Here is a 15,241-nt window from a genome sequence, read left to right on the forward strand (position 1 = left end):
TGGTATGGCATTGAAACCATTGGGCGATCGTATCGTTGTCCATTTTGAAGAAACAGAAGAAAAAACAGCTAGTGGCTTTGTATTGGCAGGAGCTAGTCATGAAGCTACAAAGACTGCTGAGGTTTTGGCAGTAGGTGAAGGAATCCGTACTCTTACTGGTGAATTGATTGCACTTAGTGTTGCAGCAGGCGATAAAGTTCTTGTTGAAAATGGTGCAGGTGTCAATGTTAAAGACGGAGATGATTCCGTTTCAATTATCCGTGAAGCAGATATTTTAGCAGTCCTAGCTTAGGTCTATGCTAATCAGATATAAAGTAAGATAAAGAAGGAGTAACTATGGCAAAAGATATTAAATTTTCATCAGATGCACGCGCAGCAATGGTCCGTGGTGTTGATACTTTGGCTGATACAGTTAAGGTAACGCTTGGTCCTAAAGGTCGTAACGTGGTTTTGGAAAAAGCTTTTGGCTCACCTCTTATCACTAATGATGGTGTGACAATTGCTAAAGAAATTGAACTCGAAGATCACTTTGAAAATATGGGTGCTAAGCTTGTCAGCGAAGTGGCTTCAAAAACGAACGATATTGCCGGTGACGGAACAACTACAGCCACTGTTTTGACACAAGCTATTGTCCGTGAAGGTCTCAAAAATGTAACGGCTGGTGCTAATCCAATCGGTATCCGTCGTGGGATTGAAGCAGCTGTAGCTACAGCCGTGGAAGAGCTTAAAGCCATTGCACAACCAGTTGCTAATAAGGAAGCTATTGCCCAGGTCGCAGCGGTTTCATCACGTTCTGAAAAAGTTGGTGAATACATTTCAGAAGCTATGGAACGTGTTGGTAATGATGGTGTTATCACTATTGAAGAGTCTCGTGGTATGGAGACAGAACTCGAAGTGGTTGAAGGTATGCAGTTTGACCGTGGTTATCTTTCTCAGTACATGGTTACTGATAATGAAAAGATGGTCTCTGACCTTGATAATCCATTTATCCTTGTGACTGACAAGAAAATTTCAAATATCCAAGATGTCCTTCCACTCTTGGAAGAAGTGCTTAAGACAAGCCGTCCACTCTTGATCATTGCTGATGATGTGGATGGTGAAGCTCTTCCTACACTTGTTCTTAACAAGATTCGTGGAACTTTCAATGTCGTTGCTGTTAAGGCACCTGGCTTTGGTGACCGTCGTAAAGCCATGTTGGAAGACATTGCCGTATTGACAGGAGCAACTGTCATTACTGAAGATCTTGGTCTTGAACTTAAGGATGCAACTATGGCAGCACTTGGTCAAGCTTCGAAAGTAACTGTGGATAAAGATAGCACAGTTATCGTTGAAGGTGCAGGAAGCACAGAAGCGATTGCTAACCGTGTTAACCTCATCAAGTCTCAATTGGAAACAACAACATCTGAATTTGACCGTGAAAAACTTCAAGAACGTTTGGCTAAATTGTCAGGTGGGGTTGCAGTTGTTAAGGTTGGTGCGGCCACTGAAACAGCCCTTAAAGAAATGAAACTTCGTATCGAAGATGCCCTTAACGCTACTCGTGCCGCTGTTGAAGAAGGTATCGTAGCAGGTGGTGGTACAGCCCTTGTTAACGTCATTGCTAAGGTTGCTGAACTTGATCTTGAAGGTGACGACGCTACAGGACGTAACATTGTCCTCCGTGCCTTGGAAGAACCAGTTCGTCAAATTGCTTATAACGCTGGTTATGAAGGTTCAGTTATCATCGATAAATTGAAGAACAGCCCAGTTGGTACAGGCTTTAACGCTGCTAACGGTGAATGGGTAGATATGGTCGAAGCAGGAATCATTGATCCAGTTAAGGTCACACGTTCTGCTCTCCAAAATGCCGCTTCTGTAGCTAGTCTTATCTTGACAACTGAAGCAGTCGTTGCCAACAAACCTGAACCAGAAGCTCCAGCAGCACCAGCTATGGATCCAGGAATGATGGGCTACTAAGAGTTTAAAAAGCAAAAGAAAAAACCTAGGAAAAGTTGAGAAACTTTTTCTGGGTTTTCTTTTTTTCATTTATTTGTTGTTAATTACTGAAAAGGGTTAAATGTATCAGAACTTCCTTGTTGACCTGCCATTTGCATCATCATTTGTTGTTGTCTAATGCGTTCTGCTTCCTTATTCGTATTGATAGAAACAGCAAGAAGGATGATCCAACCGATGAATGTCCAGCCTAGAAGAAAGGATAGGATAAAGATTGGCCATTTTTTATCTGTTTTATTTAGAAGAGCTGGTAATATAAGAAGTACAACCAAGGGGAAATTAATGATGACGGAGAGAAGAGCCGTGATCAATCCGGCACTAAGATCATCACTGGCAATTCCTAAGAGTATCATTCCAAGAGCCCAGAGGATAGCTGGGATGGAAGCGACGGCTAACATGATGAGGTTTGTTTGGGTTTTCTTGTCTTGTTTCTTCCAAGTTTCATTTAGATTTTTGCTTGCTTGTTGGAAAGTTTCACCAGTTTGATTCGCAAATTGGTTAACAGTCTGACTGGCAGTTTCTACAACAGGTTTAACTTGTTCCTGGAAGGTCTTTGATTGATTTTCTTGAGCTAGGTTAGTTGCTTGGAAAGTCTCTTCTTCATCTACCATAGAGTTAGTGAGTGGCTCTTCAGCAACATCATAGCTGTCAACATCTTTTTCGGCAGTTTCTACAACCTCTGTTGATGGTGCAGATTCTACTGGTTCAACAACCTTTGAATCTTGCTTAGTTTCTACAGTCTCTTTTTGTGAGACAGTTTCTGTTACTTCGACAGTTTGTTTGGGAGTTTCTCGGACAAACTCGCCTTTCTGAGCTGCTTCAGCCATTTCTTGAATACTTGGATTACGACCATTAACTGCTTGGAAAAAATCGATCCAATCTTGTTGCTTCATGTGTATAACCTCCAGAGATCTTGATTATAAAAATGTTGACAATTACAATTATATCAATAGTGTAAGGGGCAATGGGAGTCTTTACTTTATTTCCTTATAATCTTCTTTACACTGAAGATGGGAAAGAGAAAGAAATAGGTTAGGATATAGACCACTAGAGGATATATCAGTGGATTATAGTCCCAGGCTCCTTGCCAATCTAGGTGTAAGAGTCTAACACTAGCGCGTGTTAGGCCTGCGCTCCAAGCTTTAAGGCCAAATGGTCTTAGGATTAAACTGAGTGGTGTTGGAAGATGTAAAAGGTAGACTCCATAAACTGCCACTGAAACTAAGAGATATAATCTAAAAAAACGCTGGTGGTAGGCCCACAAGCGTGTAAAATAGTTTTTCATTAGCCAATAACTGCAAAGAGTTTTTGAGCGTTTGATTGGCGAGTAGCATCCATGATAAGGAACCAGTCAACGATTGACCAGATACCACATCCACCACATGTCAAAAGTTTACCAACACCAAGACCAACTTGTCCCAAAATAAAGCGGTCGATTCCAAGAGAACCACCAAAAAGTGAGATGACAAGCATCATCGTAGGATCTTGGAAGCTGATTGAGTAAAGCATTGAAAGTTGTTGTTCAGGAAGTGCCTCAAGACGTTGGCGGATGTACTGAACTTGTTCTGTTGGGAAATACTTGGCGTTAATTGCTAGCCATTGATCGACTGGATTCATAAATTAAATACCCCTCAAATTTTAAATGATATGTAAAGGATAACATATTGTAAAGGGAGATTCAAGGCGGTCAAGGCTTTTGAAGTTAATAAAAGCAACTTATTTGCAAGCTTCCACTGTGTCATAACTAGAGGATCATTAGGATAATCCTTTCGCACTATGCTTGAGAATGAGCCTACTTCTATTATTTGTGATTTTTTAACCCTTGTTCAAAACTGTCTGAGCTGGCCTTAACAGTGATTTTGTCGAGTGTTAAGGGATGGGTGAAACTAAGAGTGTGAGCGTGGAGCATGAGTCGAGATGCGGGGCGGTGGCTATAAAGAGGGTCCCCCAGAATGGCATGCCCATGGTGGGCCAGATGCACACGAATTTGGTGGGTCCGACCGGTTTTTAGTTGACAGTTGACCAGACTAGCTCCTTTGAAGGCTTTGAGGCGCGTGATGGTTGTATAGGCAACCTGCCCTTTTCTAGGATCAACCACTCGTTTTCTACGGTCATGGCGGTCGCGTCCAATCTTGTCTTTGTACACAGTCTCCTTGGTCTGAAATTTACCTTCAGCCAAAGCCCAGTATTGACGCTGAATCTTCTTATCTTCCAAGAGTCTATTGAGAATTGGCAGGATAAACGGATTTTTTGCGAAGAGTACAGCCCCACTAGTTTCCATGTCTAGTCGATGAACGACGTAACAGGTTTGCCCACAATAGGCCGAAACATGGTTAAGTAGAGCAATTTCTGTGGGTTCATTACCATGTGTTTTCATTCCTTCAGGTTTATTGACCACGATGAGATGCTGATCTTCATAGAGAGGTTCTACTAAACTGGCATTTCCCATAGGGATAATTTTTTCAGGGTAGTCCTCTGTATCAAAGGTCAGGCTAATCTTATCACCTTTTTCAACAGGACTCTGCCAATTAATAGTCTCTCCATTGATGAGGACGTGCTTTTTCGTGCGTAGGAAATGACGAATCTTACGAGGAATGAGGAGCTTAGTTTCGAGCAAGTCTTTGACGGTTGTTACAGGATAGGGATTGATAATTTCTACGTGTAAAGTCATGGTTTCATTATATCATGAACGTTTAAAAGAGGACAGAATCTGTAAAAACTTGGTATAATAGGGTTATGACATTTTTTGATAATCTAAAAAACAAACTTTTTAAAGAAGAAAATAGCGGAAAGGGCAAGGATTCCCAGCCTGCTGAAAAATCGAAGAATTTACAAAATAAGATAAAGGGACTCTTTGCTAAGAAACCTGATGAGGTTGAACAAGCCGTTGAAGACTTAGATATGTCTCAGGAAAGTCAAGAGACGTCACGTTATCAACGTTCTAAGCAAAAGAAACCTATTGATACGACCCAACCTTTAGGTAAGGTTCAGGCGTTCTTGAGCAAGTTTACACTTTCGCCAAGAAATCCTATTCGTCGTTTCTGGCGTCGTTATCATATTGGTAAAATTCTCTTTATCTTGGTAGCTATGTTGGTTCTGACAGTAGGTTCCTACCTTTTCTATATTGCCAAGACGACCAATGTTTCAGATCTTCAAGATGCCTTGAAAGCAACTACGGTTATCTATGACAAAGAAGGCAATCAAGCTGGTTCTTTGTCAGGGCAAAAAGGGACTTATGTGGAGCTGGATGCCATTAGTGATAGCCTGGAGAATGCTGTTATTGCAACTGAGGACCGTACCTTCTATGAAAATAGCGGGGTTAACGTCAAGCGATTCCTCTTGGCCATTGTATCTATGGGACGCTTTGGTGGTGGCTCGACCATTACCCAACAGTTGGCTAAAAATGCCTTCTTGACACAAGAACAGACAGTCACTCGTAAGGCCAAGGAATTCTTCCTCTCTTTGGAATTAACCAAGAAATACAGCAAGCAAGAAATACTTACCATGTACCTCAATAATGCCTACTTTGGAAATGGGGTTTGGGGTGTTGAAGATGCTAGTCAAAAATACTTCGGGACAAGTGCTGCCAATCTAACCGTTGATGAAGCAGCGACCCTCGCTGGTATGCTTAAGGGACCTGAAATTTACAACCCAATTGATAATATCAAAAATGCGACCAACCGTAGAAACACTGTCCTCGCCAATATGGTTGATGACAAGAAGTTGAGTCAGGCAGATGCCGACAGTGCGGCTGGAGTTGATATGGCTAGTCGTCTGGATGATACCTATCAAGGGACTGGCGATGACTACAAGTATCCGTCTTACTTTGATGCCGTCATTGAAGAAGCTACGAAAACTTATGGCTTGAGTGAGGATGAAATCGTTAAAAATGGCTACAAAATCTACACAGAGATGGATGCCAACTCACAAGCTAACATGCAGCAAACCTACGAAAATACCTATCTCTTCCCTACATCAGAAAGTGATGGTAGTACAGCCCAGTCAGCTAGTGTGGCACTTGATCCAACAACTGGAGCTGTCCGCGGTCTGGTAGGTCGTGTAGGTGGTACCAGTGATACAACCTTCCGTAACTTTAACTATGCAACTCAAGGGAAGCGTAGTCCTGGTTCAACTATCAAACCTTTAGTGGTCTATGCACCAGCTCTGGCTTCAGGATGGAGCATCAATAAGGATCTTCCGAATAAACCAATCGACTATAATGGCTATACCCCAACCAACTACGGTGGTGTTGAGACAGAGGATGTGCCCATGTATCAAGCTTTGGCCAACTCCTACAATATCCCAGCAGTTTACCTCTTTAATCAAATCGGTATTCAAAAAGGGATCAGTTACGGTCAAAAATTCGGTCTCAACTTTGACAATGTTCCAGAAGAACTGGGAATTTCACTTGGTGGTGGTGTGACAGCTAGTCCTCTTCAAATGGCTCAGGCTTATGCGACCTTTGCTAATGGTGGTGAGATGAACACGGCTTATTTCATCACTAAAATTGAAAATGCCAGTGGTGACATTATTGCTACCCATAGTAAGAAGTCTAAACGTGTTATCAGCCAGTCAGTAGCTAACCAGATGACCAGCATGATGCTTGGTACCTTCTCAAATGGTTCTGCTGTGAATGCCAACTACACAGGTTATACTATGGCAGGTAAGACAGGTACTGTTCAGGCTGAATTTAACAAGGATTTGACTAGTGACCAGTGGGTGATTGGTTATACTCCTGATGTGGTTATGACGACCTGGATCGGTTTTGATAAGACTGACGAGAGTCACTACCTAACAGGGGCTAGCTCGGGAACAGCTTCGACGATTTTCAGCTACATCGCTGCGGATGTTTTGCCAAATACACCAGGTACTGAGTTTACCGTTGAAAATGCCTATGCAGCTGATGGTCAAACACTAGACTATACGGCAGATCCAAATGACTCGCGCAATAGCAGTAACAAGTCATGGACAGACAAGGCATCAGACGTTGTGAATGACGTTAAAGATCAGGCAAGCAGCCTTTGGGATAAGATTACAGACTCCTTCTCAGGTCTATTCAGATAGCTTGTCAATTGCATTTAAAAGTGGTAAGATAAAAAGAACGGAGGCGTTATGGCACAGAAAAAAGCAAGCCTAGCGTGTGCTGAATGTGGGAGCCGAAACTACTCAATTAATGTGAGTAGCACTCCCAAACCAACACGACTAGAAGTTAACAAATTTTGTAAACATTGTAAAAAATACACCTTGCATAAGGAAACAAGATAGGAGACACCGTGAGACAAACTGGAAGTATTTTCAAAGTCTTGAAAGACACGACTTGGCCAGACCGTAAACAACGCTGGCACGATTTTATTTCAGTTCTTGAGTATACTGCGTTCTTCACTGTCATCATCTATGCGTTTGATGAATTGTTGAGTCGCGCTATGTCAGCACTGATTAACTTTTTCTAAAGAAAACACAAAAAGAGTGGGAATGCCTGCTCTTTTTTGTTATAATAAATGCAGATAAAAGCGAGAACGAGGGCCACCAGGCTTTTTTATTACGCTTTGAATTAAACCATAGACATTCATTGACATTTAATACTCGAAGCTAGAAGATAGCTAGCCAAAGGTGTTTAAATGTCATTTAGAAAAAAGAAAGGAATCCTAAAATGCTAGATTCATTCGACAAGGGCTGGTTCGTCCTTCAAACCTATTCAGGATACGAAAACAAAGTTAAAGAAAACCTTTTGCAACGTGCCCAAACTTATAACATGCTTGAAAATATCTTGCGTGTTGAAATCCCAACTCAAACGGTCAATGTTGAGAAAAACGGTAAAGTTAAAGAAGTAGAAGAAAACCGCTTCCCTGGTTACGTTCTTGTTGAGATGGTAATGACAGACGAAGCCTGGTTCGTTGTTCGTAATACTCCGAACGTTACTGGTTTCGTTGGTTCTCACGGTAACCGTTCTAAACCAACACCACTTTTGGAAGAAGAAATCCGTCAAATCTTGATTTCAATGGGTCAAACCGTTGATGTCTTTGATACTAATATCAAGGTTGGTGACGTGGTTCAAATCATCGATGGTGCCTTTATGGGTCAAGAAGGCCGTGTTGTAGAAATTGAAAACAACAAGGTTAAAATCATGATTAACATGTTTGGTTCAGAAACAGCTGCTGAACTTGAACTTTACCAAATCGCTGAACTTTAAGATAGATAAAAAGAGGTTGGGCTAAGAGACTTCAACCTTGGAAGACTATCTCATTAAACTTGAGGGGAGAGGCTAGAAGCTAGATTTTTGAAATTTAGTTCTGTGTCACTCCCTTTTTTTCTAACGGATGATGATGAATTACAAACGATTTTACGATAGGATTAGCGGTCCTTTGCGTTCTTACGCTAAGGTTTTAGAAGGGTTGAACAGGCTTATAACTAGGACTTTTTACCTGCTTTTTCCTATATTTCTTATTTGTGTTTGGCTAAGGAATGGTTGGTTTGTTCTCTCTACGACGGTGCTTATTATGGGGGGAGGCTTTTTCCTTCTTTCTCTTGGTCGTAGCCTCTACAATCGACCGCGTCCATACCAGACCTGGGCTATTCAACCCCTTATTAAGAAGGACAGTCTGGGTAAGTCCTTTCCCAGTCGGCATGTTTTCTCAGCGACTGTCATTGCTATGTTGGCACTGATGCTTAACCCCTGGCTAGGTGGGGCTATGCTTTTTCTGGCGGGGGCTCTAGCTTTTTTGCGCGTGCTAGGTGGTGTTCACTATCCTAGTGATGTTATGGCAGGCTATGCCATTGGGATTCTTGTAGGTCTCCTTCTTTATCTTTAGAAAATTTGGGTCTTCTTCGAGAGAGGAAGGCTTTTTTCGTTGAAAAAGGAAAGGCACCTCTAGGGCACCTTTTCTTTTGTTCTAAAATTCGAGTTGGCAATTAAAGGCTGTTCCCACCATTAGATATTAGCTTAGTTTAGGACATGTTCTCTAATAGCTTGAGCGACTCCATGCTCATCATTTGAAGCCGTTACTAAGTTTGCAGTTTCCTTAACCTCTTCAGGTGCATTGCCCATAGCAATTCCTAGGCCAGCTAGAGCTAGCATAGGACTATCGTTGAAGTTATCTCCGATAGTCATGACTTGTTCAAGAGGAAGGTCATAATATTTGGCAACCTCAAGGAGAGCGTGTTCTTTAGAAACATGTTTGGCAGTGACTTCAAGGTAGTTATCTTTAGATAAGTAGAAGGCTGTCTGTGGAAAATCCATGCTTAGGAGTTTTTGGTGGAGGTCCTGGATAACTTCAGGCTCATCAATCAACAATAGCTTGTGGATAGGTGGTTCTGAGTCTGAGACCGTGTCTTGCAGTTCCTTAATGATAGGAGATTCACCCGTGATACTTCCTTCCAACTGAGACCATTTGTCTAGTTCGTTGGTGATCCAGTCCTTGCCAGAGTAGATATTCACAGAGACACTTGGATAATCTTTGGATAAGTAGTTAAGAAGGTCTTGAATCTCAGCTTTATCCACAGGGTGTTGGATGATAGTACGATCACCCTCAAGTACTAAGGCACCGTTGTAGCAGGCGATGGGATTGTCATGAAGTCCCAGTTTATGAGCAATTGGTTGCATCCCCAGCGGCGAACGGGCAGAAGCTAAAACAAAGGGAATATTTGCTTTTTCAAGCTCTGGCATTACCTCAATCAGTTGCTCGTCCACCTGGTGGTTACTAGTGAGAATAGTGCCATCAATGTCACTAATAATCAAACGAATATTACTCATAATCGCTATCCTTTCCATCGTATAAAATCGTTACTTTATCTTTAAGAGACTCGACCAAATCAGGATTTGGTTCCTTATCTGTAATCCAGTAGTCAAAGTCTTCAATCTTGCCCAAGATATATTTGGAGTGCTTTTCATATTTATCAGATTCAGCAATAAGTATCTTGGTTCGAGCAGCTTGCATGGCTAGTTGTTTGACAGCAACGTCCTCTTCATCTTCATAGCTGACCACTCCTTGACTGAGACTAGCCGCTCCAAAGAAGGCTAAGTCAAATTGTAGATGTTGCAAGAGCCGGGCTTCGTGAAGCGAATAGTAGAAGCGGTTTTTGCTGTAAAATCTTCCTCCCAAGAGATGAAAGTCGATTCCTTCTTTGCCACTTAGGACCAAGGCGTTGTCCAAAGAGTGGGAGTAGACAGTGACGCTCTTAGTCAATTTTTGTGAAACTTCAAGCATCAGGGTAGAGACATCGAAGAAGAGGAGAGATTGGTCTTTGACCAAGCTAAGCGCTAGGTCTGCCATTTTTTTCTTGTCTTCAGTGAGTCCTTTCTGACGTTCCTGGAAGCCAAGAACAGTGGTATTTTTTACTGGGAGAATGCCACCATGGGTACGCTGAGCCAGATTCCTCTGGCTGAGGCAGTCGAAATCTCTTCTGACAGTGTCTTTGGAAACACCTAATGCGTCAACCATTTCCTTAACAGATAGGTTTCCGCGCTCCTCCAAAAGTGTTAATATTTTCTCTAATCGTTGTTCCTGATACATGAGTCACCTTCTTTCTGATACTAGTATAGCATCTTTTTGCTTTTTTGTTACATAAAAGCGCAAAAAAACTTAAAAAGAATGAAAAAAAGTGCAAAATAGATTCAGGCGAATTTGCCTCTTAAAGTTCCCTTATCATCTTTAAAAATCCTTCAAAAATGCTATAATAGAAGCATTACGAATATTGGAGAGAAACCATGAGTTTTTACAATCATAAAGAAATCGAGCCTAAGTGGCAAAAATACTGGGCTGACAATCACACTTTTAAGACAGGAACAGATGCCTCAAAACCTAAGTTTTATGCGCTCGACATGTTCCCTTACCCATCTGGAGCGGGTCTTCACGTAGGACACCCAGAAGGTTATACGGCAACAGATATCCTTAGCCGTTTCAAACGTGCGCAAGGCTACAACGTCCTTCACCCAATGGGATGGGATGCCTTTGGTTTGCCTGCAGAGCAATACGCTATGGATACTGGTAATGACCCAGCAGAATTCACAGCGGAAAACATTGCCAACTTCAAACGCCAAATCAATGCGCTTGGCTTCTCTTACGACTGGGACCGTGAAGTCAATACTACAGATCCGAACTACTACAAGTGGACACAATGGATCTTCACCAAGCTTTACGAAAAAGGCTTGGCTTATGAAGCTGAAGTACCAGTAAACTGGGTTGAAGAATTGGGAACAGCTATCGCCAACGAAGAAGTTCTTCCTGATGGAACGTCTGAGCGTGGAGGCTATCCAGTTGTCCGCAAACCAATGCGTCAATGGATGCTTAAAATCACTGCCTATGCTGAGCGTTTGCTCAATGACTTGGATGATCTTGATTGGCCAGAGTCTATCAAGGACATGCAACGCAACTGGATTGGTAAATCAACTGGTGCCAATGTCACTTTCAAAGTAAAAGGGACAGACAAGGAATTCACAGTCTTTACGACACGTCCAGATACTCTTTTTGGTGCGACCTTCACTGTTTTGGCTCCTGAGCATGACTTGGTAGATGCTATCACAACACCTGAACAAGCTGAGGCTGTAGCTGATTACAAACATCAAGCTAGCCTTAAATCAGACTTGGCCCGTACAGACCTTGCTAAGGAAAAAACAGGAGTTTGGACTGGTGCTTATGCCGTCAACCCTGTCAATGGTAAAGAAATCCCAATCTGGATTGCGGACTATGTTCTTGCCAGCTACGGAACAGGTGCTGTTATGGCCGTACCTGCCCACGATGAGCGTGACTGGGAATTTGCAAAACAGTTTGACCTTCCAATCGTAGAAGTCTTGGAAGGTGGAAACGTTGAAGAGGCTGCTTATACAGAAGATGGCCTTCACGTCAACTCTGACTTCTTGAACGGTCTCAACAAAGAAGAAGCGATTGCTAAAATCGTGGCTTGGTTGGAAGAAAAAGGCTTTGGTCAAGAAAAAATCACTTACCGTCTTCGTGACTGGCTCTTTAGCCGTCAACGTTACTGGGGTGAACCAATCCCAATTATTCATTGGGAAGATGGTACTTCAACAGCTGTTCCAGAAAGTGAACTCCCACTTGTCTTGCCAGTAACCAAGGACATTCGCCCTTCAGGTACTGGTGAAAGCCCATTGGCTAACTTGACAGACTGGCTTGAAGTGACTCGTGAGGATGGTGTCAAAGGTCGTCGTGAGACGAATACTATGCCACAATGGGCAGGCTCAAGCTGGTACTACCTCCGCTATATCGATCCACACAACACTGAGAAATTGGCTGATGAGGACCTTCTCAAACAATGGTTGCCAGTAGATATCTATGTGGGTGGTGCAGAACACGCCGTGCTCCACTTGCTTTACGCTCGTTTCTGGCATAAATTCCTCTATGACCTTGGTGTTGTACCGACTAAAGAGCCATTCCAAAAACTCTTTAACCAAGGAATGATTTTGGGAACAAGCTACCGTGATCACCGTGGAGCTCTTGTGGCAACTGACAAGGTTGAAAAACGTGATGGTTCATTCTTCCATGTGGAAACAGGAGAAGAATTGGAGCAAGCACCAGCCAAGATGTCTAAATCCCTCAAGAACGTTGTCAACCCAGACGATGTGGTGGAACAATACGGTGCTGACACCCTTCGTGTCTATGAAATGTTCATGGGACCCCTTGATGCTTCAATCGCTTGGTCTGAAGAAGGATTGGAAGGAAGCCGTAAATTCCTTGACCGTGTTTACCGTTTGATTACAAGTAAAGAAATCGTTGCGGAAAACAATGGCGCTCTTGACAAGGTTTATAACGAAACTGTTAAATCTGTTACTGAGCAAATCGAGTCTATGAAATTCAACACAGCCATTGCTCAGCTCATGGTCTTTGTTAATGCTGCTAACAAGGAAGATAAACTCTATGTGGATTACGCCAAAGGATTTATCCAATTGATTGCTCCATTTGCGCCTCACTTGGCAGAAGAACTCTGGCAAACAGTCGCAGAAACAGGTGAGTCTATCTCTTATGTAGCTTGGCCAACATGGGATGAAAGCAAATTGGTTGAAGACGAAATCGAAATCGTCGTTCAAATCAAAGGTAAAGTCCGTGCCAAACTCATGGTTGCTAAAGACCTTTCACGTGAAGAGTTGCAAGAAGTAGCACTTGCTAACGAAAAAGTCAAAGCAGAGATTGATGGCAAGGAAATCGTTAAAGTGATTGCGGTACCTAATAAACTCGTTAATATCGTTGTGAAATAAAAATAAATCCTTCGGAGCTTAGCTCTGGAGGATTTTTTAGGTTCAGCTTGACAAGAAATAGTAGTTTTGTTAATGTTATTAACAAAAAGAGGGACACTATGAATAAGAAAGAACTGCATAAGTTTAATAATCGTTTTAACAGTTTTGTTTTAGCCTTTGAACAGTTGAAAAAGGATCAACATCGGAACAGTATTGATAAATCAATCACTATTAATGAAGTCCATTTGATTGATCTAATAGGCCGCAATCAGCCTGTGAATCTAGTGAAATTATCTGAGTTACTTGAAGTATCTAGGAGTGCCATTACTCAGAGTGTTAGACGTTTAATCAAGAAAGACCTCGTTTCTTTTGAATTTGCACCGGATAATGAAAAAAATAAATATCTGATATTATCCCAAAAAGGGGTTGACGTTTTTAACATTCATAAAGAGCAGCAAGAACATATTGAGACAGCCATTTTTTCAGTTTTAAAAAACTATAGTGATGAGGACCTTCAAATGGTTATGAAATTGATGGATGATGTTGAAAAGGTATGGCAAGAATTACCGTGGTAAAAATCACGGTAATTTTAAAACTATATTGTTAATTACATTAACAAAAAAGAGGAAGATATGAATATACAAATTGAACTGATCTCAGAGTCTGATTTAGCAGACGAATCTTTTAATATTGTCATTGATGGCTTAAAACCAAGAGAAATCTATCGAGTCGAAATGTTTCTATCCGATTATTATTGTATCAATGCTCCCATGCTTTTAACTCATGATGTTTTATGGAAATCAACAGCGATTTTTGTATCAGATAAGAATGGTATTATTGATATTTCACAAACTCCATCTTGTTCTGGCTCTTATGAAGACATTGCAACAATGGGGTTATTCTTTAATGCCAAACCTTTGACCAATAGGAAAAAGAAACTTCCAAACTCTCTTTCTAAAATTCCCTTATTAGATCACTTTTTTGTGGAAATCAAAATTATACAAGGTAATACTGTCGTCGCAGAGAGAACTTTCACAAGACATTACATGAGTTCGCAAATTAGTCATCAAGATATTTACGGGAAACATTTTCAAGGGAGAGTCTTTTATGATAAAAAGGCAATAAAAGCACCAGCATTGATTATTGTGAGCGGTAGTGAAGGAAGGATTGAAGAGGCACAGAATATAGCGCAGCTTTTATCTTCTAGAGGTTATATTTGTCTAGCAGTTGCCTACTTTGGTTTAGAGGGGTTGCCAAAACATTTGGAACGTATTCCTTTAGAGTGCCTTGTGGAAGCAAAGGATTATCTACGTCAGCATCCTCAAGTAGATAGTGAAAGAATTGGAATCTATGGACGGTCTAAGGGAGCAGAGTTAGTTTTAGCTGAGGAGAGCATTTTTAATGACGTTCAATGTTTGGTACTAAATTCACCCTCTGATGTGGTGTATGAAGGGATAAAAGGAAAATGGAACTCTCATACTTCTTCTTGGACGTATTTGCAAAAAGAACTTCCTTATCAAAAGTTTCGACTTAGAGATTATCTGTTCAGCAAACTTTTAAAAAAATCCTTCCCTAATGATTGCTCTGCTAGGATAGATATTGGTCAAATGTATTCACCAATCTTACTACTCGGAAGTACTGTTGATGAAATATGGGATGCCTCGTCAGCAATTGATGATATTGTCTCACATTATAAAGGACACCACATTACATTTAAAAAATATCATGAAACAGGTCACATGTTGACAGTGGCTTATCAACCCAATCATCGCTATCGAAAAGATTGGCGTTTACTGATGAAAGAGAGCAAGGATTCTTGGTTGGCTACGATTCATTTTTTTGATAGGCATTTGAAGAAGTGATGCTACAAATCCTATGGAAAGGATATAAAAAAGTAATTCATTCCCCCTTTTGATGGGTTCTTATAGTGAGAGATTTTGTTCTGTTTTACCGGCAATTAAAATTGAAAGTCAGTTTGTCTTTTTTTATTGGGGAAATTGATTTTTATGAAAAACACTGTTAATCTCTTCCGCTTCACCACTTAGACTCTCATTTTGACCACTT

General features: G+C 41.3%; 16 protein-coding genes. 10 read left to right on the plus strand and 6 right to left on the minus strand.

Translation table 11 applies throughout. From position 1 onward, the window contains the following. Nucleotides 1–4 precede the first annotated feature (4 nt). Together groES and groL are read left to right on the plus strand one after the other, a co-directional pair. A complete protein-coding gene (gene groES, locus NSQ79_RS01100; RefSeq protein ID WP_060775843.1) occupies nt 5–292 on the plus strand; it encodes a co-chaperone GroES in 288 nt (95 codons plus the stop codon). Nucleotides 293–336: 44 nt separating this feature from the next. Next, the gene (groL, locus tag NSQ79_RS01105) at nt 337–1,956 is read left to right on the plus strand and encodes a chaperonin GroEL (protein WP_175061612.1); all 1,620 of its coding nucleotides are present in this window, start codon (nt 337–339) and stop codon (nt 1,954–1,956) included. Nucleotides 1,957–2,039: 83 nt separating this feature from the next. Here the strand turns inward: groL and NSQ79_RS01110 are convergent, their stop codons facing one another. From NSQ79_RS01110 to NSQ79_RS01125, 4 genes are all read right to left on the minus strand, one after another. After that, entirely contained in the window at nt 2,040–2,885 is an 846-nt protein-coding gene (locus NSQ79_RS01110) for a superinfection immunity protein (RefSeq protein WP_038675223.1), read from the minus strand. An 86-nt stretch (nt 2,886–2,971) separates the two neighbouring features. Then, nucleotides 2,972–3,277 carry a DUF2752 domain-containing protein gene (locus NSQ79_RS01115; RefSeq protein ID WP_339313723.1) on the minus strand — a complete coding sequence of 102 codons (306 nt, stop codon included), beginning with the start codon at nt 3,275–3,277 and terminating at the stop codon, nt 2,972–2,974. Continuing rightward, a complete protein-coding gene (locus NSQ79_RS01120; protein WP_002889819.1) occupies nt 3,277–3,609 on the minus strand; it encodes a TM2 domain-containing protein in 333 nt (110 codons plus the stop codon). Before NSQ79_RS01120 ends, NSQ79_RS01115 begins: the two co-directional genes overlap by 1 nt. A 184-nt stretch (nt 3,610–3,793) precedes the next feature. Next, nucleotides 3,794–4,663: an RluA family pseudouridine synthase gene (locus tag NSQ79_RS01125; protein ID WP_038675224.1), complete on the minus strand. Its 870-nt coding sequence runs from the start codon at nt 4,661–4,663 to the stop codon at nt 3,794–3,796. A 65-nt stretch (nt 4,664–4,728) separates the two neighbouring features. Between NSQ79_RS01125 and pbp2a the strand changes: the two genes are divergently transcribed. The 5 genes from pbp2a (at nt 4,729) to NSQ79_RS01150 (ending at nt 8,801) form a co-directional block, all read left to right on the plus strand. Continuing rightward, nucleotides 4,729–7,056, plus strand: a complete 2,328-nt coding sequence (pbp2a, locus tag NSQ79_RS01130) for a penicillin-binding protein PBP2A (protein WP_038675226.1) — start codon at nt 4,729–4,731, stop codon at nt 7,054–7,056. 48 nt (nt 7,057–7,104) lie between these two features. Next, nucleotides 7,105–7,257 (plus strand): 50S ribosomal protein L33, encoded by a 153-nt coding sequence (rpmG, locus tag NSQ79_RS01135; protein ID WP_002886472.1) that lies wholly within the window; start codon nt 7,105–7,107, stop codon nt 7,255–7,257. 8 nt (nt 7,258–7,265) lie between these two features. Further along, complete coding sequence (secE, locus tag NSQ79_RS01140; protein WP_002883656.1) at nt 7,266–7,442, plus strand: preprotein translocase subunit SecE; 177 nt, start codon at nt 7,266–7,268, stop codon at nt 7,440–7,442. Between the two features lie 200 nt (nt 7,443–7,642). After that, nucleotides 7,643–8,182, plus strand: a complete 540-nt coding sequence (gene nusG, locus NSQ79_RS01145; RefSeq protein ID WP_002883644.1) for a transcription termination/antitermination protein NusG — start codon at nt 7,643–7,645, stop codon at nt 8,180–8,182. Nucleotides 8,183–8,312: 130 nt separating this feature from the next. Beyond that, nucleotides 8,313–8,801: a phosphatase PAP2 family protein gene (locus NSQ79_RS01150; RefSeq protein ID WP_175061613.1), complete on the plus strand. Its 489-nt coding sequence runs from the start codon at nt 8,313–8,315 to the stop codon at nt 8,799–8,801. A 131-nt stretch (nt 8,802–8,932) separates the two neighbouring features. Here the strand turns inward: NSQ79_RS01150 and NSQ79_RS01155 are convergent, their stop codons facing one another. Continuing rightward, nucleotides 8,933–9,742, minus strand: coding sequence for a Cof-type HAD-IIB family hydrolase (locus NSQ79_RS01155; protein ID WP_175061614.1), 810 nt, complete (start codon nt 9,740–9,742; stop codon nt 8,933–8,935). Continuing rightward, a complete protein-coding gene (locus NSQ79_RS01160; protein ID WP_175061615.1) occupies nt 9,735–10,502 on the minus strand; it encodes a DeoR/GlpR family DNA-binding transcription regulator in 768 nt (255 codons plus the stop codon). The genes NSQ79_RS01155 and NSQ79_RS01160 overlap by 8 nt, the downstream gene beginning before the upstream one ends. A 194-nt stretch (nt 10,503–10,696) precedes the next feature. On the opposite strand from NSQ79_RS01160, the gene leuS reads away from it, so the two are divergent. The 3 genes from leuS to NSQ79_RS01175 all read left to right on the plus strand — a co-directional run bounded on the left by leuS (nt 10,697) and on the right by NSQ79_RS01175 (nt 15,039). Next, complete coding sequence (gene leuS, locus NSQ79_RS01165) at nt 10,697–13,198, plus strand: leucine--tRNA ligase (RefSeq protein WP_049553851.1); 2,502 nt, start codon at nt 10,697–10,699, stop codon at nt 13,196–13,198. Nucleotides 13,199–13,296: 98 nt separating this feature from the next. Next, nucleotides 13,297–13,752 carry a MarR family transcriptional regulator gene (locus NSQ79_RS01170; RefSeq protein WP_080611250.1) on the plus strand — a complete coding sequence of 152 codons (456 nt, stop codon included), beginning with the start codon at nt 13,297–13,299 and terminating at the stop codon, nt 13,750–13,752. Between the two features lie 57 nt (nt 13,753–13,809). After that, complete coding sequence (locus tag NSQ79_RS01175) at nt 13,810–15,039, plus strand: acyl-CoA thioesterase/BAAT N-terminal domain-containing protein (protein WP_175061616.1); 1,230 nt, start codon at nt 13,810–13,812, stop codon at nt 15,037–15,039. The last annotated feature ends 202 nt before the right edge of the window (nt 15,040–15,241 follow it).

This window comes from Streptococcus sp. FSL W7-1342, from assembly GCF_037966635.1.
GTDB lineage: Bacteria > Bacillota > Bacilli > Lactobacillales > Streptococcaceae > Streptococcus > Streptococcus salivarius_D.

Coding starts and splice junctions, on each gene's coding strand:
- groES (WP_060775843.1), top strand. CDS start 5: ATGGCATTGAAACCATTGGGCGATCGTATCGTTGTCCATTTTGAAGAA.
- groL (WP_175061612.1), top strand. CDS start 337: ATGGCAAAAGATATTAAATTTTCATCAGATGCACGCGCAGCAATGGTC.
- NSQ79_RS01110 (WP_038675223.1), bottom strand. CDS start 2,885: ATGAAGCAACAAGATTGGATCGATTTTTTCCAAGCAGTTAATGGTCGT.
- NSQ79_RS01115 (WP_339313723.1), bottom strand. CDS start 3,277: ATGAAAAACTATTTTACACGCTTGTGGGCCTACCACCAGCGTTTTTTT.
- NSQ79_RS01120 (WP_002889819.1), bottom strand. CDS start 3,609: ATGAATCCAGTCGATCAATGGCTAGCAATTAACGCCAAGTATTTCCCA.
- NSQ79_RS01125 (WP_038675224.1), bottom strand. CDS start 4,663: ATGACTTTACACGTAGAAATTATCAATCCCTATCCTGTAACAACCGTC.
- pbp2a (WP_038675226.1), top strand. CDS start 4,729: ATGACATTTTTTGATAATCTAAAAAACAAACTTTTTAAAGAAGAAAAT.
- rpmG (WP_002886472.1), top strand. CDS start 7,105: ATGGCACAGAAAAAAGCAAGCCTAGCGTGTGCTGAATGTGGGAGCCGA.
- nusG (WP_002883644.1), top strand. CDS start 7,643: ATGCTAGATTCATTCGACAAGGGCTGGTTCGTCCTTCAAACCTATTCA.
- NSQ79_RS01150 (WP_175061613.1), top strand. CDS start 8,313: ATGATGAATTACAAACGATTTTACGATAGGATTAGCGGTCCTTTGCGT.
- NSQ79_RS01155 (WP_175061614.1), bottom strand. CDS start 9,742: ATGAGTAATATTCGTTTGATTATTAGTGACATTGATGGCACTATTCTC.
- NSQ79_RS01160 (WP_175061615.1), bottom strand. CDS start 10,502: ATGTATCAGGAACAACGATTAGAGAAAATATTAACACTTTTGGAGGAG.
- leuS (WP_049553851.1), top strand. CDS start 10,697: ATGAGTTTTTACAATCATAAAGAAATCGAGCCTAAGTGGCAAAAATAC.
- NSQ79_RS01170 (WP_080611250.1), top strand. CDS start 13,297: ATGAATAAGAAAGAACTGCATAAGTTTAATAATCGTTTTAACAGTTTT.
- NSQ79_RS01175 (WP_175061616.1), top strand. CDS start 13,810: ATGAATATACAAATTGAACTGATCTCAGAGTCTGATTTAGCAGACGAA.